Raw genomic sequence first — 24,547 nt, forward strand, 5'->3', positions numbered from 1 at the left:
TGGCGTCATCGCATCGAGTATTCGATATTACAGAGCTGGACGGGATGTGGTGGCGGTGCTCCGCCTCGTGGGGGCTCTGTGACAGGCCCCCGACATTCGACCGCTTGGTCCATTAGGCCCCGGGTGTTCCGGTGGGCCGCGGCCTGTTGCGCCCTGCTCCTCGGACTCGCCGCGACGTTCGCCGCACTGCTGCCCGCGAACCCAGCGCGGATCGCGACGCTCGCAGTTGCGTTCGCCTCCGAATTCGCCGTGGCGTTCATACTCTTGTATACCGCGCGACGCGCCGCGGACGGTGATCGGCGATGGCGGCTACTGATCGGTGTATTCGCGGTCGGCCACATGGGCGGAGGCCTCGTCACCCTCGTGACCCTGCTGACGGGCGGTTCGATTGTGTCCCGTGTGACGACAGGTGTGATCGTCGTTTTCTACGGCCCGGCGCTGGCTGGCATGCTTTCCCTGCCGACCTCCCCGGTCGACGGCCTGAACGGACGAGCGCGAGGCGTGGGGCGCATGCGCTGGCACGCGATCGTCGTCCTCGACAGCACGCTGATCGTCGGCTCGATCCTCCTGGTGGAATGGGTCACCTCGCTCGGAGCCGTCGCTCGCGCAAGCTCACCGAACCCTGCGGAGCTTCTCCTCGCGCTGGTCCACCAGATCACCGGCCTGATCCTCGCGGCGACGGTGCTCCTGATCGCGACGTTCCGCCGGCCACGGTCCCCGACGACGCTGGTGCTGCTCGGCGGCGGCCTACTCGCCTACGCCCTCACGAGCGTGGTCCTCGTCTATCAAGTCGCATACGGCCGCCACGACCTCCCGGCCTGGAGCCTGCTGCCACTGATCGCCTCGGTCCAACTGCTGGGCCTCGCCGCGCTGGTGCCGGCTCATGTTCCGGCGGAGCGCGACGGTCAGGCCGTGCCCAGCCCTCGGGCGATGTGGGCGCATGCCGCGTTGCCATACACCGTGCTCGCCGTCGCCGGCACGCTCGTCCTGGGCCGGCTCGCCGCCGGAGCGCCCCTCGATCGGGTCGAGGCGTACGGCACCGTATCGCTGCTGGTCCTGGCACTCACCCGCCAGATGATCACTATCGCCGAGAACACCCACCTGCTCACGGCCCTGCGGGAACGCGAAGAGCAGCTTCACTATCAGGCGTTTCATGACCCTCTGACCGGTCTGGCGAACCGGGAGCTGTTCGCCCGGCGCCTACGACAAGCCGTCGGCCCGAGCCCCGAACCGGACAACGACGACGCACCGACCGGCCACGAGACCGTGTCCGTGCTGTTCATCGACCTCGACCACTTCAAAGCGGTCAACGACGCGTTCGGGCACGCCGCCGGCGACGAACTCCTCAAGATCAGCGCCGACCGGTTACAGAACGCCGCCCGCTCCACCGACACGGTAGCCCGCTTCGGCGGCGATGAGTTTGCCGTCATCCTCATTGGCTCCGACCCGGACACCGCAGTCCCGATCGCGCAGCGCCTCGCGACCGCAGTCCAGACGCCCTGCCATCTCGCGGACCACCCCTACCGTCCACGGGCCAGCCTCGGCCTGGCCACCCTCGACCACACCACCGAGCCGGCCTGCCCCGACACCCTGCTCCACCACGCCGACCTGGCGATGTACGCCGCTAAACGCCGACGTACTCGCGGACTCGTCGTCTACGATCCCACCCTGACGACCCACCATGACCAGCCACGACACCCCTAAACGACCCTCCGCCCGCAGACGGCGATGCGAACGCCGCTCAGGGCAGCAATGCCTCCGCGAGGCATGCCTGCCAGGCGGCCTCCTCGCCAGGGCCGGCGCCTGCGGGCTGGCGTAGGCCGAGCACCACTTGGTCGGCGCTCCCTGCATCCTTACGTGTCCCGGTGACGTCGCAGGACCGACGCGCCCGGCCGTGGACGGCACGGCCCGGCGATGCCCAGGGATACGACAGCGCCACATCCCGGTCGTCCAGGTCGCCCTGCTGACGCCGCGAGCGGGCTCCAGCTTGGGCAGCACCTCGGTGACGAGCCCGCAAGGAAAGGAATCCGAGAACCAGGCCATCGCGCTCGCGCCCCTATCTGTCAGCATGAGATGAGTCGGGCACCTCGGTCAACCAGGTGCCCGGCGCGAACTGCTCGCTGCTGCTGGGAGGGCCGATGGTGCCACTTGTCGGCGCCGTGCTCTTCGGCTCGGAGCAGGCGTTTGTCGTACGGTGACGGATGAGGGTGGCGGCCTACTGGTCCTGACCGTCCAACAGAACGAGCACCAGGTCCTTCCACATGCTGAGGTTGGGGTCGCGGGTCGGGTCGCGGCGGTCGAACGTGTAAGCCAGAGCAAGGCCGCGCATGCTGCTGAGTAGCAGTTCCCGTACTTGCGGGTAGCGCGGGTGGCCGACGTAGTAGGGCCCGAACATGGCGTCGACGGCACCGCGGACGATCCCGCCGAGATGTCGCTCGGTGGGCCGAAGCGCCGTCGCGATCTCGTCGTTGGTCCGCGCGGCCGTCCACAGTTCCAGCGCGGCCCACCAGTGCGGTTCGTGGAAGGTCGACCAGAGCAGCTCGACCATCTGGGTCAGCCGTTCCGGTCCGACCGGATGGGAGCGGGCGATCTGTTCGGCCCTTGCCACGGAGATCGCGATCCGCCGCCGGGCCAGATGCTCGGAGGCGGCGACCAGCAGCGCGTCACGCGAGGGGAAGTGATGGAGCAATCCGCCGCGTGAGATGCCCGCCCGCTTCTGGATGCGTGGGGTGGTCGCGTTGACGTAGCCGCCTTCGACCAGGCAGTCCACGGCGGCGTCGAGGATCCGGTTGCGGCTGTCCTCGCGTTGCCCGTCACGGCGGGCGCGATAGCTCGTGTCGGTGTCGCTGGTCATCGGTCCTCCCGCAGGTCCCGGCCAGGCGCTGGATCGACCGGGTGTTCGTTCGTTCGCCGCTGGTTCGCCCGGCGGCGGAGCTCGTGTCCGGGGCGGCCGGCGCGCATCGTCCATCGTCACATCTGCCGGTAGCAGGGGGAGAACCAGGCCGGAGCCCGCTCGGTCGGCCAGTGTGCGTCCGGCGCGTGTACGCGTCCGCGCAGGTGTTCGTGGATGTCGTGCGCGAAGCGCCAGTGCACGATGTCTTTCGGTGGCCGTCACCGTCAAGGTTGACTGTGACTGAAGTTCGCCGTCACATTGACGGTGGTTGGCGCGCGGCCGGCCGCGCCGCTGGCGAACGAGAACCATCGACACCATCGACGGAGGACCCGCACATGCCTGACGCAGTGATCGTGGAGGCCGTCCGCACGCCGGTCGGCAAGCGCGGCGGCCCCCTGTCCGCCGTGCATCCCGTCGACCTGTCGGCGTACGTGCTGAAGGCGTTGGCCGAGCGGACCGGGATCGACCCGGCTGTGGTCGATGACGTGATCTGGGGCTGCGTCTCCCAGGTCGGTGAGCAGACCCTCGACATTGCCCGGAACGCCCCGCTGGCAGCGGGCTGGCCGGAGTCGGTCACCGGGGTCACGGTGGACCGGCAGTGCGGCTCGTCCCAGCAGTGCGTCCACTTCGCCGCCGCGGGGCTGGTCGCGGGCCACTACGACGTCGTGGTGGCCGGCGGGGTGGAGTCGATGAGCCGGGTCCCGATGGGCAGCGCGATACAGGGCCAGGATCCGTTGGGTCCGGCGTTCCGCGCCCGCTACGGCGCCGAGGCTCCCAATCAGGGGCTGGGTGCCGAGGCCATCGCGCAGCGCTGGGGGTTCACCCGCACCCAGCTCGACGAGTTCGCGCTCGGTTCGCACGAGAAGGCGGCCGCGGCGCAGGACGAGGGCCGCTTCGACGCCCAGATCGCGCCGGTGACTCTGAACGACGGCGCCGTGGTCGGCCGGGACGAGGGCGTGCGCCGCGGCGGCACGCTGGAGACGCTGGCCGGGTTGAAGACGGTGTTCAGGCCGGAGGGTGGAGTGATCACCGCGGCCAACAGCTCGCAGATCTCCGACGGGGCGGCGGCGCTGTTGCTGACCACCAGCGAGAAGGCTCGTGAGCTGGGCCTGACCCCCGTCGTGCGGGTGCACACCGCGGTACTCGCCGGCGCCGATCCGGTGATCGTGCTGACGGCGCCGATCCCGGCGACCGAGAAGGCGTTGCGCAGGTCCGGGCTGACAGTGAACGAGATCGGTGCGTTCGAGGTCAACGAGGCGTTCGCACCGGTGCCGCTGGCCTGGCTGGCAGATCTCGGTGCCGACGCCAAGGCACTCAACCCGAACGGTGGGGCGATCGCGCTCGGGCACCCGCTCGGCGGTTCCGGGGCGCGTCTCACCACGACTCTGGTGCACCACATGCGTGACCACGGCATCCGTTACGGGCTGCAGACCATGTGCGAGGGCGGCGGCCAGGCCAACGCCACCATCTTCGAACTGCTCTGAGTCCCATCGGTGAGGGAGAGGAGGACACATGAACGTCACCGATTCGGTCGTGCTGGTCACCGGCGGGGCCTCCGGCCTGGGGCTGGCGACCACCGAGAAGCTGGTGGAGGCCGGCGCCTCTGTGGTGATCTTCGATCCGCCGGGCTCGGATGGCGCCGCGGTCGCGGGCAAGCTCGGTGACCGGGTCCGGTTCGCCGCCGGCGACGTCCGCAGCGAGGCCGACGTCACGGCCGCGCTGGACGTCGCCGCGGAGCTGGGCACGCTGCGGGCCGCCGTCAACTGTGCCGGCACCGGGAACGGGATCAAGACCGTCGGCAAGGACGGCCCGTTTCCGCTCGATCAGTTCCAGCGGATCGTCGACATCAACCTCGTCGGCACGTTCAACGTCATTCGGCTGGCCGCGGCGCGGATCGCCATGGCCGAGCCGATCGACGGGGAACGCGGGGTCATCGTGAACACCGCCTCGGTGGCCGCGTTCGACGGGCAGATCGGGCAGGCCGCGTACTCCGCGTCGAAGGGCGGCGTGGTCGGGCTCACCCTGCCGGTCGCCCGCGACCTGGGAAGCTTGCAGATCCGCGTGGTCACGATCGCGCCGGGCCTGTTCGACACCCCGCTGTTGGCCGCGCTGCCGGAGGAGGCCAAGGCGTCTCTGGGCCGGCAGGTTCCGCACCCGTCTCGGTTGGGAAATCCTGTGGAGTTCGGTTCGATGGTCGCGTATGTACTGACCAACCCGATGCTCAACGGCGAGACCATCCGTCTCGACGGTGCGATCCGGATGGCGCCCCGGTAGTAGCCGGCCAGGTTGACTGGGTAGGCGCCGGCGGTCTGTGCCGAAAATCTTCGTCTTTAGGCTTCGGTGATTGTGCTTCGAGTTGGGCCTCCGGCCGGCTGTCATGAGCCCACCGCCCTCGATGTGGCCCGCGCGCGGGCCGCGGGGTCTCACCCCGGGCCGAACACCGAAATCCCCCGCGCCGTGCGGCGTGGTCAACACCGAACGGGAGTCCAGATGGCTGAGCTGATCGCCGCGACCGACCGGTCCGCAGGCGCGGACGACCTCGCCTCCGAGGTCTTCACACCCGATGACCACGGCTACCCGGTAGTAGCCCCCGCGCCGGTCCCGTCCGCGGCGGTCGCGGCCGCTCACGCCGCGGAACGCGACTACCCGGAATGGGCGGTGTTGTTGCGGGAAGTCACCGTCGCCGCGGCGTGGGAAGGGCAGCGATGACCACGGAAACGTCCGGAGCGACCCTCGATCCCGCCGGAGTGGGAAGTGCGGCCCGGTTCGAGCGCCTGGGCCACGTCGGAGTCGTGACACTGAACCGTCCGCGCGCGCTCAACGCGGTGAACGCGCAGCTGTCGGCCGCCGCGGGAGCGGCGCTCGAGCAGGCGCAGGCCGACCCGCTGGTCCGCGCCGTGATCATCACCGGCGCGGGGCGGGCATTCTGCGCCGGCGCTGATCTCAAGGAGCTGGCCCGGGGTCACCGGGTCGACGACCGTGAGCACCCCGAGTGGGGCTTCGCGGGCATCGCCCAGCACTGGATCGGCAAACCCACGATCGCGGCCGTCAACGGCTTCGCGCTGGGGGGCGGCACCGAGATCGTGCTGGCCTGCGACCTCGCTGTCATCGACGAGGCCGCGTCGCTGGGCCTGCCAGAGGTCAGGCGGGGCCTGTTCGCCGCCGCCGGTGGAGTGATCCGGTTGCAGCGGCAGATCCCGCTCAAGATCGCCCTGGAGGTGGTTCTGACCGGCGAACCGCTCTCGGCGGCCCGCGCCTACGAGATCGGCCTGGTGAACCGGGTCGCCCCGGCCGGCACAGCCTTCGAAGTCGCCTTCGAACTCGCCCGGACCGTGGCCGCGAACGCGCCGCTGTCGGTCCAGCAGAGCAAGCGCGTCGTGCATTACACCTACGCCGCCGGATCCGACTGGGAGCCCGAGGTCTGGCGAATCAACACCGAAGCCGTGGATGTCGTCTTCAACAGTGAGGACGCGAAGGAAGGCACGAAAGCGTTCACGGAGAAGCGAGAACCGAAATGGGAAGGGCAGTGACCGGGACGGGGGAAAGGCCGGCCGGCGGCCTGCCGCTGTGAGGAACGGTCGTGCTCGACCTCACTGCGGGTGCGCCGAAGTCGTGTGACGCTACCTCGCCCACCGGGCCGACGTCCTGAGGGGCAAGCCTCCCAGGGCTCACCGGGCCGGCGCGACAGGGTCGCGTTCGCCCTACGGAACGCGAACAAGCGTGCATCGTGCTCGATCTAAACGACGAGGCCGGCCGCGGGACCTGTGGCGGCTCGCCGGTGCTGCCGACCGCCTCCCCGGAAACAGTCGCCCTCGCCAGACTCGCCCGGCGGCGTCGTTGAGCTCCTTCACCCCACCGACGGCAACGCCAACCGGCTCGATGAACGGAGCATCACTGTGCGTGCCACCGACCTGTTTCACCTGCATTCCTTCATCCGCGGTCTCGACCTCGACCGCGCGGTTGACACCGGGCTCACCCTGTCCATCCACAACAGCGGCAGCTGATGGTTGAGCAGCCAGACCAAACGGATCACACGCCAGATGCACGACAGAGCAGAATTCCCCTTCCTTCGCCGCCGCATCGTGCTCGACCAGCACACAGTAACGGGACTGTGTCGCCAACGGTGTTTCCGGCAGCTTGGATCAGTAGGCCTCGGCGGATGGCCAGCGGTCACGGAAAGTGATCGCGAAGGCGTCGATCACAGTCGGGACCCGATATCCGGCCGGCAGCCGTGCGGTCATGGCGCGCCCGGTAGCCGGTGGTCGGGAGATACGCCGCGACCTGGTGGCAGGGTAGCCCGGGAGAATCTCACTGCCGGGCAACCCCGCCTCGCTTACGGCTTCTGGGCAGGTGGCAGTCGCGCGACGAGCGCGCGAAGCGCTGGCATCTGGGCCCCTTCGAGTTCTCCGCGGTTCAGCGCGTCACGGAGAAAGGCATGGTCTTGATTGTTGACCTTGCCGCCGTGGTGGTAGGCATTGAATGCTGCGAAGTCGAGCGGGAGCACGCCGGTTTCCATCTGCTGGAAGAGTGCCAGTACATTCTCTGGAGTTGTCTGCCTGCTGGCACCTGGGCCTGATGGGCCGAAGATCGACAGACGCTGGATCTCGCCCATGGCTTCGACTCCGAGCTGCCAGGTGGGGTTGGTATGGTCGAGGTCGGCGAGAGAAGGCCAGTCCAGCAGCTCCCATGCCGCGATAACGGGGAAGGCGGCGAACTGCAGCCCGAACTCCTCCTGTGTCAGCGTGGCGCATTTTCCGGCGCCATTGACGCCGAACAGCGCCGCGAAGTCGGCCGCAACCTGCGGCGCACTGTCGTCGACGACGAATGCGGCCGGTGACAGGGGCTGGTAGCCATAGTCCGCCTTGGCCAGCAGGTCTGCCTTAACGCCCGGGTGCCAGGGGATTTTGGCGCGGGGCACCTCGTAGATAAGTGAACCGGTGGTGCCCTGGGTCACCTGGGTTTCGGCGAGGCCGGACTGTTCAAGGAACCAGGACCGTATGTCCAGCCCGATGCTGCCGAGGATCACACCGGTTGACGTCCCCCGGAAGGCCCGGCCGATCTCGCGCGTAAGTGTTCGGCCGGCGTCCGCGCTGAGCGACGCGCCGTCGAGTGTGACGACGACGAAGTCGAACGAGGTTCCCGAGAGCGCGGCGGGGTCGATGATGACGTCGTAGCGGGAGTAGGTCTTCAGACTGTGGCTGTCATAGGAGTAGAGGAACTGGGGCCGGGAGAGCTGCTCCTGGCGATGCGGTCGAACGAGGAAGGTGACTGCGACGCCCGCTTCACTCAGATCGTATCCGGTGAGAACACCCATTGAACCGGCACCGACGACACATACAGAAACTTGCCTAGAATCCGTCATTGCACTACCTAGCCTTGAGGGTGGAGTTTCTTTTCTGGGTACTTGCGGCACTTCATGCACTACAAAAACCGCGAAGAGAAGTTATCTTCGGGTGGTCGACTGGGTGCACTTGCTGGTGTCGGGTCGTTCTCGCCTGGTGCCCTGAGTCTCTAATTCCCAAGTCCTGCATCGCACTCGTGATCAGCGCCCGGCGACAGTCGCTGCGGCACCTTTCGAACCGTCCACGCCCTGACCCGCCAGATCGGCGACCACGTTACCTACTGGAACAGCGTCGCTTGGCTGTCTGCCTGGACCGTCGCCGACAAGATCCTCGCTGGGATCTGTCTCGCCTCGCCGGCTTCCGTGCATTCTTCATCAACAAGTGCAGACGTATACGGGAAGCAAACGGGATCACGTGGCACTAGGAGCGCATGAGTTCTGGGCGCCAGTCCTCGGGGGCCTGGTGATGCAGGTCGACGTATGCCTGGGCGAGAACGGAGGGTTCGAATCGTTCTTCGCCGCCGCCGATGCCGCCGTCAATGGTGACGACGGTTGCGTGCACGCCGGTGCCCGACAGTTCTGCTGCGAGGGTGTGGACGTAGGCACGCAGCGCCGTCTTCCCAACAGACAGGGAGGCGTAGGCCGGGTTGGGGGCGTAGGCGAGACCGCCGCCGGTGAACAGCAGGCTTCCGTGTCCCGGCAAGGCGGCCAGGACTGTCTCGGCGGCGACCTTGGCGCCGAGCACGTTGACGGCGAGGGAGTTCGCCCAGCCCGCGTCGTCGCGGTCGGTCGGGGTGTCGGGTCGCAGCAGCGCTGCGTTGTAGGCGAGGACCTCGGGCGCTCCGAGCTCGTTGATCGCGGTGTTGATCGCCGCGCGCAGCGAGTCCGGATCGGCGGCGTCGGCGGCGTAGCCGCGAACCGGCTGGTGCGCGGAGAGGGCGGAGAGCTCGGAGGTGTACTGGTCGAGGCGCTCCTTGTTGCGGGCGAGCAGCGCGACTGGATGGCCGGCTTCTGAGAAGGCGCGGGCCAGGGCGATGCCCAGGCCGGGGCCGACGCCGACGATGACTGCGATGCCTTTCGGCATGGTTCCTTCTTTCTGGATGGTGTTCAGGGGCTGTGCGGCTCCTGCGGGGATCCCGGGTCGACCTGACGGCCACGTGTGGGAATCGGCTTTCGGACTAGGCAGGTGGCGAGGTGGTCTGGCTGAGTGCTTCGGCGAGCGGTGTCGGGGGCGGCCGATCAGCTGTGCGAGCGAGGTGGAACCTGTCTCCATCTCGCCTGCGGCGATGGAGGCATCCACCGCCGCGGCGAAGAGCGCCGCTCCCGAGCCCATGCCAGCCGCTTGGCGGTCTGTAACGAAGTCCGCTTCGCTCAGGTTCCGGTGCGCCACCGGTGTGCCGGTGACGGCGGTGACCTCGTCGGCGAGTTCGGCGAGGGAGAACGACGGGCCACCGAGTTCGTAGATGCGCGATTCGTTGTCGTCGGAGGTGAGTACCGCTGCTGCCGCGGCGGCGAAGTCCGCGCGTGTGGCGGCTGAGATACGTCCTTCGCCGGTGGCGCTGACCACTGCGCCGACGGCTGTGTAGGTGGGGATCTGGGAGGTGTAGAGCTCGGTGTAGAAGGCGTTGCGGAGCATGGTCGCGGGGATGCGGGTAGCGGCGATCAGCTTCTCGGTCGCGGCGTGCTCGTCGGCGAGCGGGTTGGAGCTGGTGTCGGCGTGCAGGATCGAGGTGTAGGCGATGTGGCCGACGCCCGCGGCCACGGCGGCTTCGACCACATTCGCGTGGCGCATGACGGTGGCACCCACTCCGGGTGTTGAAATCAGCAGCAGGCGCTCCACCCCGTCGAGGGCTGAGTAATAGGCGGTCCGGTCGGTGTAGTCGGCATGCCGGACCGTGACGCCGCGCGCGGCGAAATCTACCACCTTCGCGGTGTTGCGGACAATCGCGATGATATTCGCGGCGGGAATGCCGGTGGCGAGCAGGTTCTCGACGACGAGACGGCCCAGCTGGCCGGAAGCGCCGGTGACGGCGATAGGCATAATCGGGATCTTCCCAATGATCTGGTCGGGGCGTGGGAAACGGGGCTAATGCGCGGTGACGAGTACTTCTGAGTGCTCGGCGGTGGGTGTGACCCGATCGCGCACACGGCGGACGATCAATCCGGCGAGCGCGACGACAAGGAGGCAGGTCGCTGAGACGGCGAAGGTCACGTGGTAGCCGTGCACGGCAGCGGCATCCGGATCACCGCTGGCTCCGGAGCCATCCCGGAGGCGTTGCTGAACGGCACTGCCGTACACGCTACTCAGAAGAGCTGTTCCTATCGACCCGCCGACCTGTTGCGCCATGTTGACCATCGCCGAGACCACCCCCGCGTCGCTGGGGTCTACGCCGAGCGTGCCCGTCGAGACGGACGCGGTGAAGACCAGACCTACACCGACTCCAGTCACGACGAGGGCGGGCATGACCACGGCGAGGTAGGAGCCGTCGACGGCCAGGGCCTGCAAGATGAGCATGCCGGCCGCGGCGACTACCGCGCCGATGACGATCAGCACTCTCGGCCCGTACCGGGGCAGCAGCGGGCCGCTGATGAGGTTCGCCCCGACAATGATCGACAAGGGGAACGGGACGAATGCCAAACCCGTCGCCAGCGCGGAGAACCCCAGCGTGGTCTGCAGATAATAGGTCAGGAACAGAAACAGCCCGAACAGTCCGAAGCTGAGCAGGCCCAGGGCGAGCATGGAGCCGCCGCGGTCGCGATCGAGGATCACGTGCAGCGGGAGCAGCGGGTGCTGCGAGCGTCGTTCCACGAACACGAACAGAGCGACGAGCGCGACGCCGGCGAACAGCGAACCCACGGTGATGGTGTCGTTCCAGCCCCGCGACTCCGCGCGCGCGAACCCGTAGACGATCGCCACCAGGCCCGAGGTCACCGTGATCACCCCCGGCACGTCGATGCGGGGACGGGCACTTCGCGCCGTGCGAGGCAGCAGGACAGCCGTGCCGGCGAGCACGGGGAGAGCGAACACCAAGTTGACGAACAGGCACCAGCGCCAGGACAGATACTCGGTGAGCACGCCGCCCATGAACAGGCCGATCGCGCCGCCCGACGCAGCTACTGCGCCGAAGACACCGAATGCCTTGGCCCGCTCCCTGCTGTCGGTGAAAGCTGTGGAGATGAGGGAGAGCGTGGCAGGCGCCAGGAGCGCGCCGAACGCACCCTGCCCGGCCCGCGCGGTGACCAGGAGCCCGAACGAGGACGCGAACCCTCCGAGCGCGGACGCGAGGGCGAACCCGGCCAGGCCGACGATGAACGCGTGCTTCTGCCCGAACAGGTCTACCAGGCGGCCGCCGAGTAGGAGCAGGCTGCCAAACGCGAGCGCATAGGCGGTGATGATCCATTGCCGGTCGTGGTCCGCGAAGTGCAGATCGACCTGCGCGGCGGGCATCGCGACGTTCACGATGGTGGCGTCCAGCACGACCATGAGCTGCGCGGTGACGACGAACGCAAGGGCGAGCCACTTCCGTGGGATGGCCGGCTGGGCTCTGTGATCTGTTGGCTTCGGTGGCATCGAAGGGCTCCCACACTGCGGAGAAAACGGAACAGTTGGTCCGGATGTGGACCGTACCAGAAGCGGACCCGTTGTTCCAAATGAGGGTACGATCGCGGCATGACTACCGCCGCGAGCCCTCCGACCAGGAAGGATGCGGCGCGTAACCGTGCCCGGCTACTGGAGGCCGCGGAACAGCTCTACGCCACCGAGGGGCTGAGTGTGACGTTGAAGGACGTCGCCCACCGGGCAGGAGTGGGTGTCGGAACCGTCTACCGGCACTTCTCGACGAAGGACGACCTGCTGGACGCGATCTTCGCCGACCGGCTGGCCTGCGCGACCGACAGCGCCCGCGCGGCGGCGGCTGACTCCGACGGGTGGCGCGGCCTGGTCCGCTACCTCGAAGACTCGATGCACATGCAGGCGAACAACTGTGGCCTTCGAGGGCTGGTGGTATCGAGCGCGCCCAGCTGCCCGCTGGTGATCAAATCCCGTGAGGAGATCGCCCCGCTGGTACAGCAGATGGTCGCCAAAGCCAAGGAACAGGGCACCCTTCGTCCTGACTTCGACGCCACGGACGTCACGTTCATCCAGGTCGCCCTGGCGGCGATCATAGAGGCGACCTGGCAGACTTCACCCGGCCTCTACCGACGTCACCTCAGGCTGTTCATCGACGGCATGCGCGCGGGAAGTCACCGGGAACCTCCGGCGGAGCCACTTGATTCCCCTAATGCGAAAGGCAGCCCGCGGGCAGGTAGTCGCTCGCCCACCGTGCCTATTCCCGGCGACCAGGCGAACTCTTCCTGAGCTGAGACTTGCCGTCGCAGTACCGTCCAGAATTCAGCCAGTGACCCACCGGTAGACCGACAGCATGATCGGCCTTGAGGCCGGGTTCAGCGACCAGTTCCTCGACATCTCGGCACGACAGCGCGAAGCGCAGGTATCACCAGGCAGCGATAACCATTACCTCCGGTAGCCGTGAGATGGCAGATGCCGTCCTGGAAATCCTCACGAGAACTGACTCGTCGCGCAACACCGCCGGACACGCCCGAGATCATCGTGACGAACGAAGCACTGTCCGCATAACCTGCAAGCAGGATCACGTGGAGTCACTCTCCGAACGCCATGCCTCCGGACGTGATCGCACCCGCCTCGTGGAGGTCGGAGGTTTCCGAAGAGCAGGAAGCCACATTCGGTGCTCTCAGTGGCGTGAGGGCGTGCTGGTATAGCGTTCGCTATAATCTCGCGAGGTTGAGTCAACCAGTCCGTCTTGCGAGGAGAGCATCGTGGCCGAACAGACCCTGACTAACCTCACTCGCGAGGAGCAACGGTTCGAGCCGCCGGCCGACCTCGCTGAGCACGCCAACGTCAAGGAGGAGGCCTACGCCAGGGCCAACGCTGACCGCGCCGCGTTCTGGGCCGAGGCGGCCGAGCGGCTTGACTGGGGCCGGGAGTGGGACCAGGTCCTCGACTGGTCGAACCCCCCATTCGCCAAATGGTTTGTCGGCGGCACTCTGAACGCCTCGGTCAACTGCGTCGATCGTCACGTCGCGGCCGGCAACGGCGGCAGGGTGGCGCTCCACTGGGTCGGTGAGCCAGATGCCGACACCCGAAGTATCACTTACGCCCAGCTCAAGGCGGAGGTGTCGAGGGCTGCCAACGCGTTGACCGCCCTCGGCGTGAGGAAGGGCGACCGGGTCGCGATCTACATGCCGATGATCCCTGAGGCTGTCGTTGCCATGCTTGCCTGCGCGCGCCTGGGAGCGCCACACACAGTGGTGTTCGGCGGCTTCTCGGCCGATGCCCTCGCGTCACGGATCATCGACTGCGGAGCCCGCGTCGTGATCACCGCCGACGGTGGCTATCGCCGCGGCGCTCCCTCAGCGCTCAAGCCGGCGGTCGACGAGGCCGTCGAGAAGACCGGCGAGATGGTGCGCAACGTCGTCGTTGTACGTCGCACAGGTCAGGACGTCGCCTGGTACCCAACCGAAGAAGGCGGGCGCGACGTGTGGTGGCACGACGTCGTCGACGGCGCGTCAGCCGACCACACGCCGGAGATGCACGACTCCGAGCACCCGCTGTACGTCATGTACACCTCAGGCACTACAGGCAAGCCCAAGGGCATCCTGCACACGACGGGCGGCTACCTCGTTGGGACGTCGTTCACGCACTGGGAGGTCTTCGACCTCAAGCCTCAGACCGACGTCTACTGGTGCACGGCAGACGTGGGCTGGGTGACCGGGCACTCCTACATGGTCTACGGACCGTTGGCCAACGGAGCGACCCAGGTGATGTACGAGGGCACCCCTGAGAAGGGTCGATGGTGGAAGATCGTGCAGGACTACCGAGTCACGATCCTCTACACCGCGCCCACCGCCATTCGGACCTTCATGAAGCAGGGTCGCGAGATCCCTGACGGCTTCGACCTCTCGTCCCTCCGGCTGCTCGGGTCGGTCGGCGAGCCGATCAACCCCGCGGCGTACGTCTGGTACCACGAGGTCATCGGAGGCAGCCGCTGCCCCATCGTCGACACGTGGTGGCAGACGGAGACGGGCCAGATCATGATCAGCCATTTGCCCGGTGTGACTGCTGGCAAGCCCGGTTCGGCGATGAAGGCGCTGCCGGGCGTCGTCGTCGACGTGGTCGACGACGACGCGAGGCCAGTCGCCCAGGGGAACAGCGGCTACCTCGTGCTGAGGGAGCCCTGGCCGGCGATGCTCCGAACGCTCTGGGGCGACGATGAGCGGTTCAAGGAGACCTACTGGTCGCGTTGGGAAGGGCTCTACTTCGCGGGCGACGGTGCAAAACTCGACGAGGACGGAGACCTCTGGCTGCTGGGCCGGGTCGACGACGTGATGAACGTGTCTGGCCATCGCCTCTCCACTGCTGAGATCGAGTCGGCACTCGTCTCGCACCCTGCTGTCGCCGAAGCGGCGGTTGTGGGTGCAGCGGATCCGACGACCGGCCAGGCCGTGTGCGCATTCGTCATCTTGCGCGACCGGGCGACCCCGGCTGAGGGCGGTGTCGGCGGCGCCGATCTCGGGGAGGAGCTCCGACGACACGTGGCGAAGGAGATCGGACCGATTGCGAAGCCGCGCCAGGTCATGGTCGTTCCAGAGCTGCCCAAGACCCGCTCCGGGAAGATCCTGCGCCGCTTGTTGAAAGACGTCGCCGAGCACCGCGAGGTCGGTGACGTGACCACCCTTGCCGACTCGACTGTCATGGACCTGATCAAATCCGCATCTCCCTCGTCAAAGGAGGAGTGACTTCGACGCATCGTCGGGAGCGGCTCGCTGCCGACCCATGGCACCTCCTCGCCGCTGCGAGCCTGTCGTGGTCCGGGGGATCTGTGGAGAGCGATGCGCTCCTCAACCGAATGTCCAGTGGGTTGCTGCGATGGTCCGCCAACGTCTCGTGGGGCCGAATGTGAGACGCGCGACGAAACTTCCTCTGGCCGAAGCGGCATTCGACGTGTTCCTGGGCATTCGTGGGGTCGAGCTTCTGGGAGAACTCGGCCATGCTCTTCGGCGATGCCAGGGACAGGGACGAGGGCATCCTCCGCGCCCTCTGAACGGAGCACAGATCAAGACTCGCCCAGCAGTCGCCGAGCATCCTCCCGGCCCTGTTACCGCCGTGCTTGCGATCGCCGGCATGTTGGCGGCTCTGCAGCAAACGATGGTCGTCCCGTTGGTGCACGAGCTGCCGACGATCCTCGGGGTTTCTCCGACCTCGGCGGCCTGGGCGGTGACGGCGACTCTGCTCAGCGGTGCGATTGCGACACCGATCATCTCTCGCCTCGCCGACATGGTCGGAAAGCGGCGCATGGTCGTGATCGCGCTCGTGACGAGCACCTCGGGATCGCTCCTGGTCGCCCTGAGCGGTGGCTCCTTCGCGCTCGTCCTCCTGGGCCGGACCTGTCAAGGCTTCGCAGCAGCACTGATCCCGGTCGGGATCAGTGTGATGCGAGACGTGCTTCCGAAGGAGCGGGTGGGTTTCGCCGTCGCCCTCATGAGTGCCACCCTCGGAATCGGTGGGGCCCTCGGCCTTTCTCTGTCCGGCGTTCTCTACGGACACCTCGGGTTCGCGTCGATCTTCTGGGCGGCCGCGTTGCTCGGGGTCGTCCTGACCGTGGCCGTCCTGCTGCTGGTCCCGGAGTCTCTGGTGCGGACGCCCGGGCGCTTCGACCGCACGGGTGCGGTCCTGGTCAGCGTGACGCTGGCATCCCTGCTCCTGGCGGTCTCCAAGGGGAACGAATGGGGATGGTCTAGCGCGGTGGTACTCGGGCTCCTCGGGGTCGCCGGGCTCACCCTCGCAGTGTGGATCCCGTTCGAGTTGCGCGTCGGCGCTCCGATGGTGGACCTGCGCACCGCCGCGCGAAAGCCGGTCCTCCTCACCAATGCGGCTTCGCTGTGCGTGGCGTTCCCGCTGTACATCAACATGCTCGCCTCAAGCCAGCAGCTGCAGGAACCGACCGCCACCGGTTACGGCTTCGCGCTGTCGGTCACGGAAGCCGGGCTCGCCATGATGCCCTCCGGGCTGATCCTGGTGCTACTCTCCCCGCTGTCGGGCCGGCTCGTCACCCGCGTCGGTGGAAGAGGCACTCTTCTCCTGGGCGCCGGCATCATGGCGGCGGCCTATGTCTTGAGGGTGTTCCTGACGGGTTCCGTGACCGAGGTTGTCGTCGGTGCGTCCCTCGTGTCGGTCGGGACCGCTTTATCCTTCGCTGCCATGCCGACGCTCATCATGGCCCACGTTCCCATCACGGAGTCAGCGTCGGCGAACGGTCTGAACTCGCTGATGCGAGCGCTCGGCGGCGCGGTGTCAAGCGCGTTCCTCGCCTCCGTCCTCGCCTCGATGACAATCGTCAGCGCGGGCACCACCGTGCCGTCGCTCGAGGCGTTCAGGCTCGTCTACTGGATCGCCGCGGGGGTCGCCCTCATGGCATTCGGACTCGCAGCCCTGATTCCCAGACGACTCGACGAAGTGCGGTCGACCGGGGTCTCCGGGGCAGGGGAGGAGATGGTCGTCCGCGGTCGCGTCCTCGCCGGCGGTGGTGCGTTGGCGCCCCGGGCAGCGGTCGTTACCGTCACCGGCCTGGGCGGCGAGCCGGTGGACTGGGCGAGGACGGACAACAACGGGCGGTACTCCGTGGCTGTCCCCGGGCCAGGTCGCTATCTGCTCGTGACCAACTCACGGGGGTGGGCACCTCACGCGGAGATCGTCGACCTCGTCGAGGACGACGATCCGCTCCAGGTGGTCTTGGACCGAGAGCTCGCTCTCACCGGTTACGTGGTGTGCGGCGGAGTCCCTGTCGGTCGGGCGACCGTGGTGCTCCATACCGGTCTGGGTGAGTTCAAGGCGGCCACGTCCACCGATGCGAACGGGCACTTCACCTTCCACCTGCCCCCGTCGGGGCCCTATCTCCTGACCGCCGTGGTGGAAGGGGGCAGATCTGCTGGGACGGTGAAGACCGTGATCGGCTACTTGGCGGAGGATGTCACCATCGAGGTCTCGGCGTCAGGCGTCGGTCGGCCTGCGGAATAGCTCGAATCTCGGCCCGCCAGGCGCACCGGCCCGAGCTGAGGACCCACAGGCTCCGTCCCACGCTGCTGCAGGAGTCACAGTCGAGGAGCCCGGCGCCGGGCTCCTCGGGCGCCCATGGCGCGTCCCAGAGGATGGGCCGGCGCAGAAGCCGGTATCTCGCACAGTGTCGTGCTGCTCCCCGGCGCTCGCAGATGCGAAGGGACTCAAGGTGCGGGCCGAGGTCTAGCGGGGTCAGTGTTCTTGGCCGTAGAAAGACCAGCGGCCTGCAGCTGGGACCGGACCCTGTCCCGCACCAACGAGCTCCTCCTACCGGGCGAGCGTTCTCTGGATCGTGTCCCGTGACGCTTCCAAAGCGACAAAGATCGACCGATCATACTGCTTAGGGAGCGCTAGGTATAGCGCCGCCGGCACCTGTCTGATCGCCCACCAGGTAGCGGGCGTTGAGACGTTGACCACACGCACATCCTCGTGAGAGGTTAACGAGCGCTAGACAGATGACCTAGCGATCGATAAGGAGTGACAGTGCCGGTGCACTTCGACGCCTCGTTCAGGAGACTGACGTGAGGCACATCTACGAACGCGACGTCCCGATGGACATGCGGGACGGTGTCACGCTGCGCGCCAACGTGTGGCGTCCGCTCGAGGGCACTGCACCGACCCTGGTCATGCGCACCAGCTACAACAAGGAGATGGATCGCTTCGCCGGCGGTCCGTTCAACCCGGTTCCCTCCCTGACCGCGTTCCTGAACGCCGGTTATGCCGTGGTCATCCAGGACGGGCGGGGCACGTACGCCTCGGACGGAACGTTCGAGCCGAAGGTCAACGAGGTCGCCGACGGCGAGGACACTCTCGCCTGGCTGCGTGAGCAGGAGTGGTTCGACGGCACGGTCGGCGCCTACGGCGCGTCGTACATGGGCATGACGCAGTGGGCGATGGCGGTCAGCGGCGAGCGGAGCCTCAAGGCCTTTGCTCCGAGCGTCGCTGCGGTGGACTGGTACAGCGGTCTCTGGTATTCGCCCGGCGGCGCGTTGTCGCTGAGCATGCTCACTTTCTGGACCACCTTCATGTACGCCGCCGAGGAGCAGCGTGCCTTCGAGCACGGCGAGACCGACTCGGCCGAGGCGGCCCAGCGGCTCTTCGGTGCCTTGGCGGACCCGCTGGCCCTGTGCGACGCCCTCCCGGTCGCTGACCTGCCCGTGATCGGCAAGGGCCGCTGGTGCGACGACTGGCTGGCCCACCCGGACTTCGACGACTACTGGAAGGCCCAGGACTGGAGACCGTCCATCGGAGCGGTCACGGCGCCGGCGCTCTTCACGTCCGGCTGGTACGACCTCTTCGTCCACGAGACGGTGGCCGATTTCATGCGCATGCGCAGCGAAGCCGCGTCGGAGAAGGCACGAGAGGGCTCACGGCTGGTCATCGGCCCCTGGCACCACGAGATGCCGATGAACGGAGAGTTCCGGGACCGCTCCTTCGGAGCGGCTGCCGACTGCGACCTGTCGCCGTCCCACGTCGCGTTCTTCGACGAGTGGTTGCGAGGCCGTCCGGCGCCGTCGCCACAACCCAGGGTCCGCATCTTCGTGATGGGCATCGACCAGTGGCGCGACGAGGAGGACTGGCCTCTCCCTGACACGCGATACGTCGACTACCACCTGAGCAGCTCCGGGTCGGCGAACACGGCCGCGGGGGACGGAGTGCTGTCCCTGGAGGCGCCGACCGCGGCGGCACAGGACACCTTCCGCTACGACCCCCGCGATCCCGTGCCGACCGCCGGTGGCGCCGTGCTGCCCTTCCCCGGGTTCGTGGGGCCGGTGGACCAGCGCGCCGTGGACGGACGCAGCGACGTCCTCTGCTACCTGTCGCCGACCCTCGAGACACCCCTGGAGGTCACCGGCTTCGTCAATCTGACCGTCTTCGTGTCGTCCTCCGCGGTCGACACGGACATCACCGCCAAGCTCGTCGACGTCTTCCCTGACGGCAGGGCCCTGAACCTGTGCGACGGCATTCTCCGTCTCCGCTACCGCAACGACCTCTCGAAGCCGGAGCTGATGACCCCGGGAGAGGTCTACGAGGTGACGGTCCCGATGGCGGTCACGTCCAACGTCTTCCTGACGGGGCATCGCATCCGGCTCGACATCTCGAGCAGCAACTTCCCGCACTACGACCGCAACTCCAACACCGGCGGCGTTATCGCCACCGAGGCGGTGGAGGACATGGTCGTCGCCGACAACACGGTCCACCACGGCGGAGCCCGTCCGAGCCGTCTCATCCTTCCGGTCATCGACCGGTGACCGGCACGTCGATCGACGGCGCGGTCGGCTCGCAACTCCCGCAAGAAACCCGACACAAGGAGTAACGTGCAACCCAGACATCGGCCTCGGCGGTTCGCCCCGAAGCTCACACTTCTCCTGGCCCTGCTCATGCTCGCGGTCACTGCCTGTGGGCCGAGCAGTGACGGCGGTGACGCCGGCAGCCGCTCGGGATCCGGCACGAGTGACGGCGGGTTGAAGGGCGACCCGATCGTCGTGGGGGCCTTATGCTCCTGCACCGCCGCCTTCACCGGTGGCGCCTTCAGCCTGGTCCCCGAGGTGATCGACGCGTGGGTCAGCCACACCAATGACAACGGCGGCATCAACGGCCACCCCGTCAGGGTGACCCTCCTCGACGACGCAGGGAACCCGGCCAAGACGCTGCAGAACGCCAAGAAGCTCGTGGAGCAGGACAAGGTGCCCGCGATCCTGATGGCCACCGTCATGCCGAGTGCCGCGGACTACCTCAAGGCAGCCGACATCCCGCTCATCGGATTCGACTTCGCCTTTGGCCCCTACTCCTTCCCGAACCTGTTCACGACCGGAGCCGACCAGTGGACGGCCGCCGTCGCGTCGGTCGACATCGCCAAGCGACTCGGCGCGAAGAAGTACGGCTACATGTTCTGCGACCCGGGCTGTGATCAGCCTGACGCTCTTGCCAAGGCCACCACGGAGCAGCTGGGCGTCGGCTACTTCAGCACCCCCATCTCCCTCAGCCAGCCGGACTACATCGCGCAGTGCCTGGCAGCCAAGGAAGCAGGAGTGGACGGGCTGCAGATCGGTTCGAACGGTGCCGGCGTGTCCAAGGTGGCCGGCCAGTGTGCCTCCCAGGGGTTCGAGCCGCCGCTGATCGGAGGCGCCTTCATCGCCACGCAGACCGTGCTCAACGACTTCAGCCTGCAGGGCGCGAAGCTGTGGAGCTCGCTGGCGAACTACCAGGGCACGTCGTTGCCCGGCGCGAAGGCCTTCACCGAGGCGATGACCACGTACGCCAAGGACGCCTTCACGAACCCCGAGTTCACCCCGCAGTACGAGACCACCTGGGCGGCAGGAGAGATGTTCAAGGCCGCTGCCGAGGCCGGCGGCGTCGGACCGACCTCGAAGCCCGCGGACGTCTTCAACGGTCTGTACTCCCTGAAGGACGAGACGCTCGGCGGACTCACCGCTCCGACCACCTACGAGAAGGGCACGTTCTGGCGCACACCGTGCTACTTCGAGTCCACGATCGACAGCGGCAAGCTCACCGGCGGTGACAAGCCGATCTGTGTCCCGCAGTCCGTGCTCGACGCCATCACCAAGAGCTGACGACCGTCGCGCGGGTCATGCCGTCATCGGCATGACCCGCGCGAACCGTGCGTCCCGTCCCGCCGGACGCCCGCCCTCGCCACGAACCACCTCCACACAGGCGCACCTCCAGGAGAACCATGTCGACGTTACTTCCGTTTATCTTCATCGGTCTGTCGACCGGTGCGGTCTACGGACTGGCCGGAGTCGGCCTGGTCCTGACCTATCGGACATCGGGCATCTTCAACTTCGCCCACGGTGCCCTGGCCACAGTGGCGGCGTACCTCTTCTACGACACAACCGTGCTGCACGGGTGGTCCCCGGTCTGGGCGGCCGCCTTGGCAGTGCTGGTGCTCGGGCCGCTCTTGGGCCTCTTCCTCGAGCTCATCGCGCGACGGATCCAGGGCGCGACGCTCGCGGTCCAGGTGGCCGCCACGGTCGGCCTGCTCCTCATCGTGCAGGCCGCAGCACTGCTGCACTACGGGAGCATCATGCCCCGGGTCGTTCCGGAGTACTTCCCCGACGGCACGGTCGAGGTCTTCGGCGCCTTCCTGTCCTATGCCAACATCGTGACCTTCGTCGTGACGGCTGTGGCCGTCCTCGTCCTGAGCCTCTACCTGCGCTACGCCCGTCGCGGGATCGCGACGCTCGCGGTCGTCGACGACCCCGAGCTCCTGGCGCTGGCCGGGACCAACCCGGTGACCACCCGCCGCCTCGCCTGGATCATCGGGTCGACCCTCGCGGCCGGGTCGGGGGTCCTCCTCGCACCGCTCGTTCCCCTCGACCCCACCCGACTGACGCTGCTGGTCGTCTCGGCCTTCGGCGCCGCCGCCATCGGGATGTTCCGAAGCATGCCGATCACCTTCGTCGGCGGGCTGGGCATCGGAGTGCTGGCCGCGCTCTGCACGAAGTGGTTCACGAGCGGACCCCTTGCCGGCCTGGCAGGCGCCATCCCGTTCATCGTGCTGTTCGCGGTCCTGATCGCCTTCCCGAAGCGGAAGCTCGTGGCTCGTCCACAGGTGATCCCGCGAAGCCACCCGAGTTGGCGTGCCCCTGCCCGCTTCCAGCTCAGCCTGGCCGCGGTTGTCCTGGTCCTGCTCCTGGCGGTGCCCGGTTTCGTGGGCTTCAGCCTGATCCACTGGACCTCGGGCCTGGCTCTCACGACCGTGTTCCTCTCGCTGACCTTGCTCGTGCGGATGTCAGGTCAGGTCTCTCTCTGCCACGTCACGTTCATGGCGATCGGAGCTGCGGGGCTCTCGCACCTGACGCAGGGCCAAGGCCTGCCCTGGGGCCTGGCGCTCCTCCTGAGTGGCCTGGTCGCCGTGCCGGTGGGCGCGGTCCTGGCGATCCCCGCGATCCGTCTCGGAGGCATCTACCTCGCGCTGGCCACGTTCGGGTTCGGTGTGCTCGTGCAGAGCATGTTTTACACACAGGACTGGTTCTTCGGCACCCAGCCCGGAGGTGTCACCGTGGGGAGGCCGACCGCCGGTGGACTGGGCGACGACAAGCCTTTCTACTACCTGGTCCTGGGCATCACCCTCGCGTGCGCCCTGATGGTGGTCGGTATCTCCCGCGGACGCCTCGGTCGGCTCCTCGGAGGTATGGCCGACTCGCCGTCAGCACTCGAGACCTCAGGCACGACGGTGAACATCACACGGGTCCTGGTGTTCTGTCTCTCGGCTTTCCTCGCTGCCATCGGCGGCGCGTTGTGGAGCGCGAACCTCGGAAGCGCATCCATCGGCGACTTCCCGCCGCTCCTGTCCCTCCAGTACTTCGCCCTCGTCATCATCCTGGTGGGCAGGACCCCCTGGGACGCGCTTCTCGCCGGTCTCCCGCTGGCGGTCATCCCCGCGTACTTCCAGTCCGAATCGGTGACCAACATCTTCACCCTGGTCTTCGGCATCGGCGCTGTGCTCTACGGACTGACCGCCACCCAGGAGGTTGACAACTCCAGGCTGCAGTCGGCGATCGACCGTCTGGCCAGGCGGAAGGCACGGGTGCAGGAACCAGTCACTGCGGATGAGCGTGAGGCGCTCCTGGAGCAGGTCCGGGCCCCGGGCGGAGTCTTTCGCGCTCAGGACGTGCGCGTGACCTACGGCGGGGTCGTCGCCGTCGACGGCGTGAGCATCGAGGTCCCGACCGGACAGATCATCGGTCTGATCGGGCCCAACGGCGCGGGCAAGACGACGATGTTCAACGCCTGTTCGGGACTGATCAGCGCCGCCTCGGGCGAGATCAGCATGGACGATCGTGGTCTCTCCAAACTCAGCGTGGCCGGCCGTGCTCGTCAGGGCCTTGGGCGGACCTTCCAGCGGATGCAGCTCTTCGACTCGTTGACCGTTGCCCAGAACGTCGCCTTCGGCGCCGAGGGCGCCATGGCGGGCGCGAACCCCGTCCGCCACATCCTCAGCAGGCGGAGCGAGCGTCGACGGATGGAGGTCGCGACCGAGCACGCCCTGGAGCTCTGCGGGCTCGGGGACCTCCGTTCGGCCCATGTCGCGTCCCTGTCGACCGGGCAGCGCCGCCTGGTGGAGCTGGCCAGGTGTCTGGCCGGCGATTTCAGGATCCTCCTACTGGACGAGCCGTCCTCGGGTCTGGATCAGGCCGAGACCAAGGTCTTCGGCGACATCCTCCGACGGGTAGTGCGGGAGCGGAACGTCGGCGTCCTCCTCGTCGAGCACGACATGTCCCTGGTCCTGTCAATCTGCCAGAACATCTACGTCATCGACTTCGGGAAGCCCATCTTCACCGGTACACCTCGCGAGGTCGCGACCTCACCCGTCGTGCGGTCGGTATACCTCGGTGAGACCGACTCAAGCCTCGTGGTCGAGGACGACAGCCGCCCGCTCGTCGAACTCGGATCAGGAGAGCCCTCATGACCACCATGCGGACACGCACGGACAACGCCCTGGAGATCCGTGATCTCCGCGGTGGGTATCGCGGCACCCAGGTGCTGCACGGCATCAGTCTCGACGTGCCCGCCGGATCCATCACAGCACTGCTCGGACCCAACGGCGCGGGCAAGACCACGCTGCTCCGCATGGTGAGTGGACTGCTGCGGCCGACGGCAGGGTCGGTGACGTTCAACGGCCAGGACACCGCCAAGCTGTCACCGACCCGCCGCGCGGCAGCAGGTCTGTGTCTCATCCCGGAGGGCAAGGGCGTCTTCCCGAACCTGACGGTCAAGGACAACCTGCGGTTGCAGATTCCGCCCCGTGCGAGGTCGCGCTCCTACGAGGAGGCCCTCGAACTGTTCCCCGTGCTGCGGCGGCGCCTGAACAGCCCGGCTGGCCGCATGTCGGGCGGGGAGCAGCAGATCCTGGCGCTGGCGCGGGCACGACTGGCCTCGCCCAGCCTCATCCTGCTCGACGAGGTGTCGATGGGCCTGGCGCCGCGCATCGTCGAGCAGATCTTCGACGCGCTCAGGATCCTGTCGAGCTCCGGTGCCGCGCTCCTCATGGTTGAGCAGTACGTCTCCCAAGCGCTGGCGATGTCCGAGTTCGCCTACATCTTGGACCGCGGGACGCTCAGCTTCGGCGGACGTGCCTCGGAGCTGGACGCCGACAGCGTCATGGAGAGCTATCTGAAGCAGGGACGTGCCTGACGCCCAGCCTGCCCGCCCATCC

At 67.5% G+C, this 24,547-nt stretch carries 16 protein-coding genes and 1 pseudogene; 12 read left to right on the forward strand and 5 right to left on the reverse strand.

The window, feature by feature from the left end:
- Nucleotides 1-399 precede the first annotated feature (399 nt).
- Nucleotides 400-1,704 carry a GGDEF domain-containing protein gene (locus FREUN1FDRAFT_RS05185; protein ID WP_232295058.1) on the forward strand — a complete coding sequence of 435 codons (1,305 nt, stop codon included), beginning with the start codon at nt 400-402 and terminating at the stop codon, nt 1,702-1,704.
- A 511-nt stretch (nt 1,705-2,215) separates the two neighbouring features.
- On the opposite strand, the gene FREUN1FDRAFT_RS05190 is transcribed toward FREUN1FDRAFT_RS05185, so the two are convergent.
- Nucleotides 2,216-2,854 (reverse strand): TetR/AcrR family transcriptional regulator, encoded by a 639-nt coding sequence (locus FREUN1FDRAFT_RS05190; protein WP_006538913.1) that lies wholly within the window; start codon nt 2,852-2,854, stop codon nt 2,216-2,218.
- Between the two features lie 374 nt (nt 2,855-3,228).
- Between FREUN1FDRAFT_RS05190 and FREUN1FDRAFT_RS05195 the strand changes: the two genes are divergently transcribed.
- The 4 genes from FREUN1FDRAFT_RS05195 to FREUN1FDRAFT_RS05210 all read left to right on the forward strand — a co-directional run bounded on the left by FREUN1FDRAFT_RS05195 (nt 3,229) and on the right by FREUN1FDRAFT_RS05210 (nt 6,423).
- Nucleotides 3,229-4,377 carry an acetyl-CoA C-acyltransferase gene (locus FREUN1FDRAFT_RS05195; protein ID WP_006538914.1) on the forward strand — a complete coding sequence of 383 codons (1,149 nt, stop codon included), beginning with the start codon at nt 3,229-3,231 and terminating at the stop codon, nt 4,375-4,377.
- 28 nt (nt 4,378-4,405) lie between these two features.
- On the forward strand, nt 4,406-5,167 hold the full coding sequence (locus FREUN1FDRAFT_RS05200; RefSeq protein WP_006538915.1) for a 3-hydroxyacyl-CoA dehydrogenase: 762 nt from the start codon (nt 4,406-4,408) through the stop codon (nt 5,165-5,167).
- A gap of 216 nt (nt 5,168-5,383) precedes the next feature.
- Nucleotides 5,384-5,602: a hypothetical protein gene (locus FREUN1FDRAFT_RS05205; RefSeq protein ID WP_006538916.1), complete on the forward strand. Its 219-nt coding sequence runs from the start codon at nt 5,384-5,386 to the stop codon at nt 5,600-5,602.
- Nucleotides 5,599-6,423, forward strand: a complete 825-nt coding sequence (locus FREUN1FDRAFT_RS05210; RefSeq protein WP_006538917.1) for a crotonase/enoyl-CoA hydratase family protein — start codon at nt 5,599-5,601, stop codon at nt 6,421-6,423. Before FREUN1FDRAFT_RS05205 ends, FREUN1FDRAFT_RS05210 begins: the two co-directional genes overlap by 4 nt.
- An 803-nt stretch (nt 6,424-7,226) precedes the next feature.
- On the opposite strand, the gene FREUN1FDRAFT_RS05220 is transcribed toward FREUN1FDRAFT_RS05210, so the two are convergent.
- The 3 genes from FREUN1FDRAFT_RS05220 to FREUN1FDRAFT_RS05235 all read right to left on the reverse strand — a co-directional run bounded on the left by FREUN1FDRAFT_RS05220 (nt 7,227) and on the right by FREUN1FDRAFT_RS05235 (nt 11,805).
- Nucleotides 7,227-8,255: a 2-dehydropantoate 2-reductase N-terminal domain-containing protein gene (locus tag FREUN1FDRAFT_RS05220; protein WP_006538920.1), complete on the reverse strand. Its 1,029-nt coding sequence runs from the start codon at nt 8,253-8,255 to the stop codon at nt 7,227-7,229.
- A gap of 400 nt (nt 8,256-8,655) precedes the next feature.
- Nucleotides 8,656-10,275 (reverse strand): SDR family NAD(P)-dependent oxidoreductase, encoded by a 1,620-nt coding sequence (locus FREUN1FDRAFT_RS44965; RefSeq protein ID WP_006538921.1) that lies wholly within the window; start codon nt 10,273-10,275, stop codon nt 8,656-8,658.
- Nucleotides 10,276-10,320: 45 nt separating this feature from the next.
- Nucleotides 10,321-11,805: an MFS transporter gene (locus FREUN1FDRAFT_RS05235; protein WP_006538922.1), complete on the reverse strand. Its 1,485-nt coding sequence runs from the start codon at nt 11,803-11,805 to the stop codon at nt 10,321-10,323.
- Between the two features lie 99 nt (nt 11,806-11,904).
- Between FREUN1FDRAFT_RS05235 and FREUN1FDRAFT_RS05240 the strand changes: the two genes are divergently transcribed.
- Nucleotides 11,905-12,591, forward strand: a complete 687-nt coding sequence (locus FREUN1FDRAFT_RS05240; protein WP_006538923.1) for a TetR/AcrR family transcriptional regulator — start codon at nt 11,905-11,907, stop codon at nt 12,589-12,591.
- A gap of 42 nt (nt 12,592-12,633) precedes the next feature.
- Here FREUN1FDRAFT_RS05240 and FREUN1FDRAFT_RS45885 read toward each other — a convergent pair.
- Nucleotides 12,634-12,724: pseudogene (locus FREUN1FDRAFT_RS45885) on the reverse strand (IS6 family transposase); the annotation flags it as partial.
- A 346-nt stretch (nt 12,725-13,070) separates the two neighbouring features.
- Here FREUN1FDRAFT_RS45885 and acs point away from each other — a divergent pair.
- The 6 genes from acs (at nt 13,071) to FREUN1FDRAFT_RS05270 (ending at nt 24,525) form a co-directional block, all read left to right on the forward strand.
- Nucleotides 13,071-15,050 carry an acetate--CoA ligase gene (acs, locus tag FREUN1FDRAFT_RS05245; RefSeq protein ID WP_006538924.1) on the forward strand — a complete coding sequence of 660 codons (1,980 nt, stop codon included), beginning with the start codon at nt 13,071-13,073 and terminating at the stop codon, nt 15,048-15,050.
- A 367-nt stretch (nt 15,051-15,417) separates the two neighbouring features.
- Nucleotides 15,418-17,328, forward strand: a complete 1,911-nt coding sequence (locus FREUN1FDRAFT_RS05250; RefSeq protein ID WP_006538925.1) for an MFS transporter — start codon at nt 15,418-15,420, stop codon at nt 17,326-17,328.
- Nucleotides 17,329-17,888: 560 nt separating this feature from the next.
- Complete coding sequence (locus tag FREUN1FDRAFT_RS05255; protein WP_006538927.1) at nt 17,889-19,619, forward strand: CocE/NonD family hydrolase; 1,731 nt, start codon at nt 17,889-17,891, stop codon at nt 19,617-19,619.
- A 66-nt stretch (nt 19,620-19,685) separates the two neighbouring features.
- Entirely contained in the window at nt 19,686-20,942 is a 1,257-nt protein-coding gene (locus FREUN1FDRAFT_RS05260; RefSeq protein WP_006538928.1) for an ABC transporter substrate-binding protein, read from the forward strand.
- A gap of 119 nt (nt 20,943-21,061) precedes the next feature.
- Entirely contained in the window at nt 21,062-23,800 is a 2,739-nt protein-coding gene (locus FREUN1FDRAFT_RS05265) for an ATP-binding cassette domain-containing protein (RefSeq protein WP_006538929.1), read from the forward strand.
- Nucleotides 23,797-24,525: an ABC transporter ATP-binding protein gene (locus FREUN1FDRAFT_RS05270; protein ID WP_006538930.1), complete on the forward strand. Its 729-nt coding sequence runs from the start codon at nt 23,797-23,799 to the stop codon at nt 24,523-24,525. The genes FREUN1FDRAFT_RS05265 and FREUN1FDRAFT_RS05270 overlap by 4 nt, the downstream gene beginning before the upstream one ends.
- The last annotated feature ends 22 nt before the right edge of the window (nt 24,526-24,547 follow it).

This window comes from Parafrankia sp. EUN1f (assembly GCF_000177675.1).
In the GTDB taxonomy this organism is placed as follows: domain Bacteria; phylum Actinomycetota; class Actinomycetes; order Frankiales; family Frankiaceae; genus Parafrankia.

Excerpts from the sequence above, each read along its gene's own strand:
- FREUN1FDRAFT_RS05210 (WP_006538917.1), top strand. The coding sequence starts at position 5,599 with ATGACCACGGAAACGTCCGGAGCGACCCTCGATCCCGCCGGAGTGGGA.
- FREUN1FDRAFT_RS05265 (WP_006538929.1), top strand. The coding sequence starts at position 21,062 with ATGTCGACGTTACTTCCGTTTATCTTCATCGGTCTGTCGACCGGTGCG.
- FREUN1FDRAFT_RS05205 (WP_006538916.1), top strand. The coding sequence starts at position 5,384 with ATGGCTGAGCTGATCGCCGCGACCGACCGGTCCGCAGGCGCGGACGAC.
- FREUN1FDRAFT_RS05200 (WP_006538915.1), top strand. The coding sequence starts at position 4,406 with ATGAACGTCACCGATTCGGTCGTGCTGGTCACCGGCGGGGCCTCCGGC.
- FREUN1FDRAFT_RS05195 (WP_006538914.1), top strand. The coding sequence starts at position 3,229 with ATGCCTGACGCAGTGATCGTGGAGGCCGTCCGCACGCCGGTCGGCAAG.
- FREUN1FDRAFT_RS05235 (WP_006538922.1), bottom strand. The coding sequence starts at position 11,805 with ATGCCACCGAAGCCAACAGATCACAGAGCCCAGCCGGCCATCCCACGG.
- FREUN1FDRAFT_RS05220 (WP_006538920.1), bottom strand. The coding sequence starts at position 8,255 with ATGACGGATTCTAGGCAAGTTTCTGTATGTGTCGTCGGTGCCGGTTCA.
- FREUN1FDRAFT_RS05270 (WP_006538930.1), top strand. The coding sequence starts at position 23,797 with ATGACCACCATGCGGACACGCACGGACAACGCCCTGGAGATCCGTGAT.
- FREUN1FDRAFT_RS05240 (WP_006538923.1), top strand. The coding sequence starts at position 11,905 with ATGACTACCGCCGCGAGCCCTCCGACCAGGAAGGATGCGGCGCGTAAC.
- FREUN1FDRAFT_RS05190 (WP_006538913.1), bottom strand. The coding sequence starts at position 2,854 with ATGACCAGCGACACCGACACGAGCTATCGCGCCCGCCGTGACGGGCAA.
- FREUN1FDRAFT_RS44965 (WP_006538921.1), bottom strand. The coding sequence starts at position 10,275 with ATGCCTATCGCCGTCACCGGCGCTTCCGGCCAGCTGGGCCGTCTCGTC.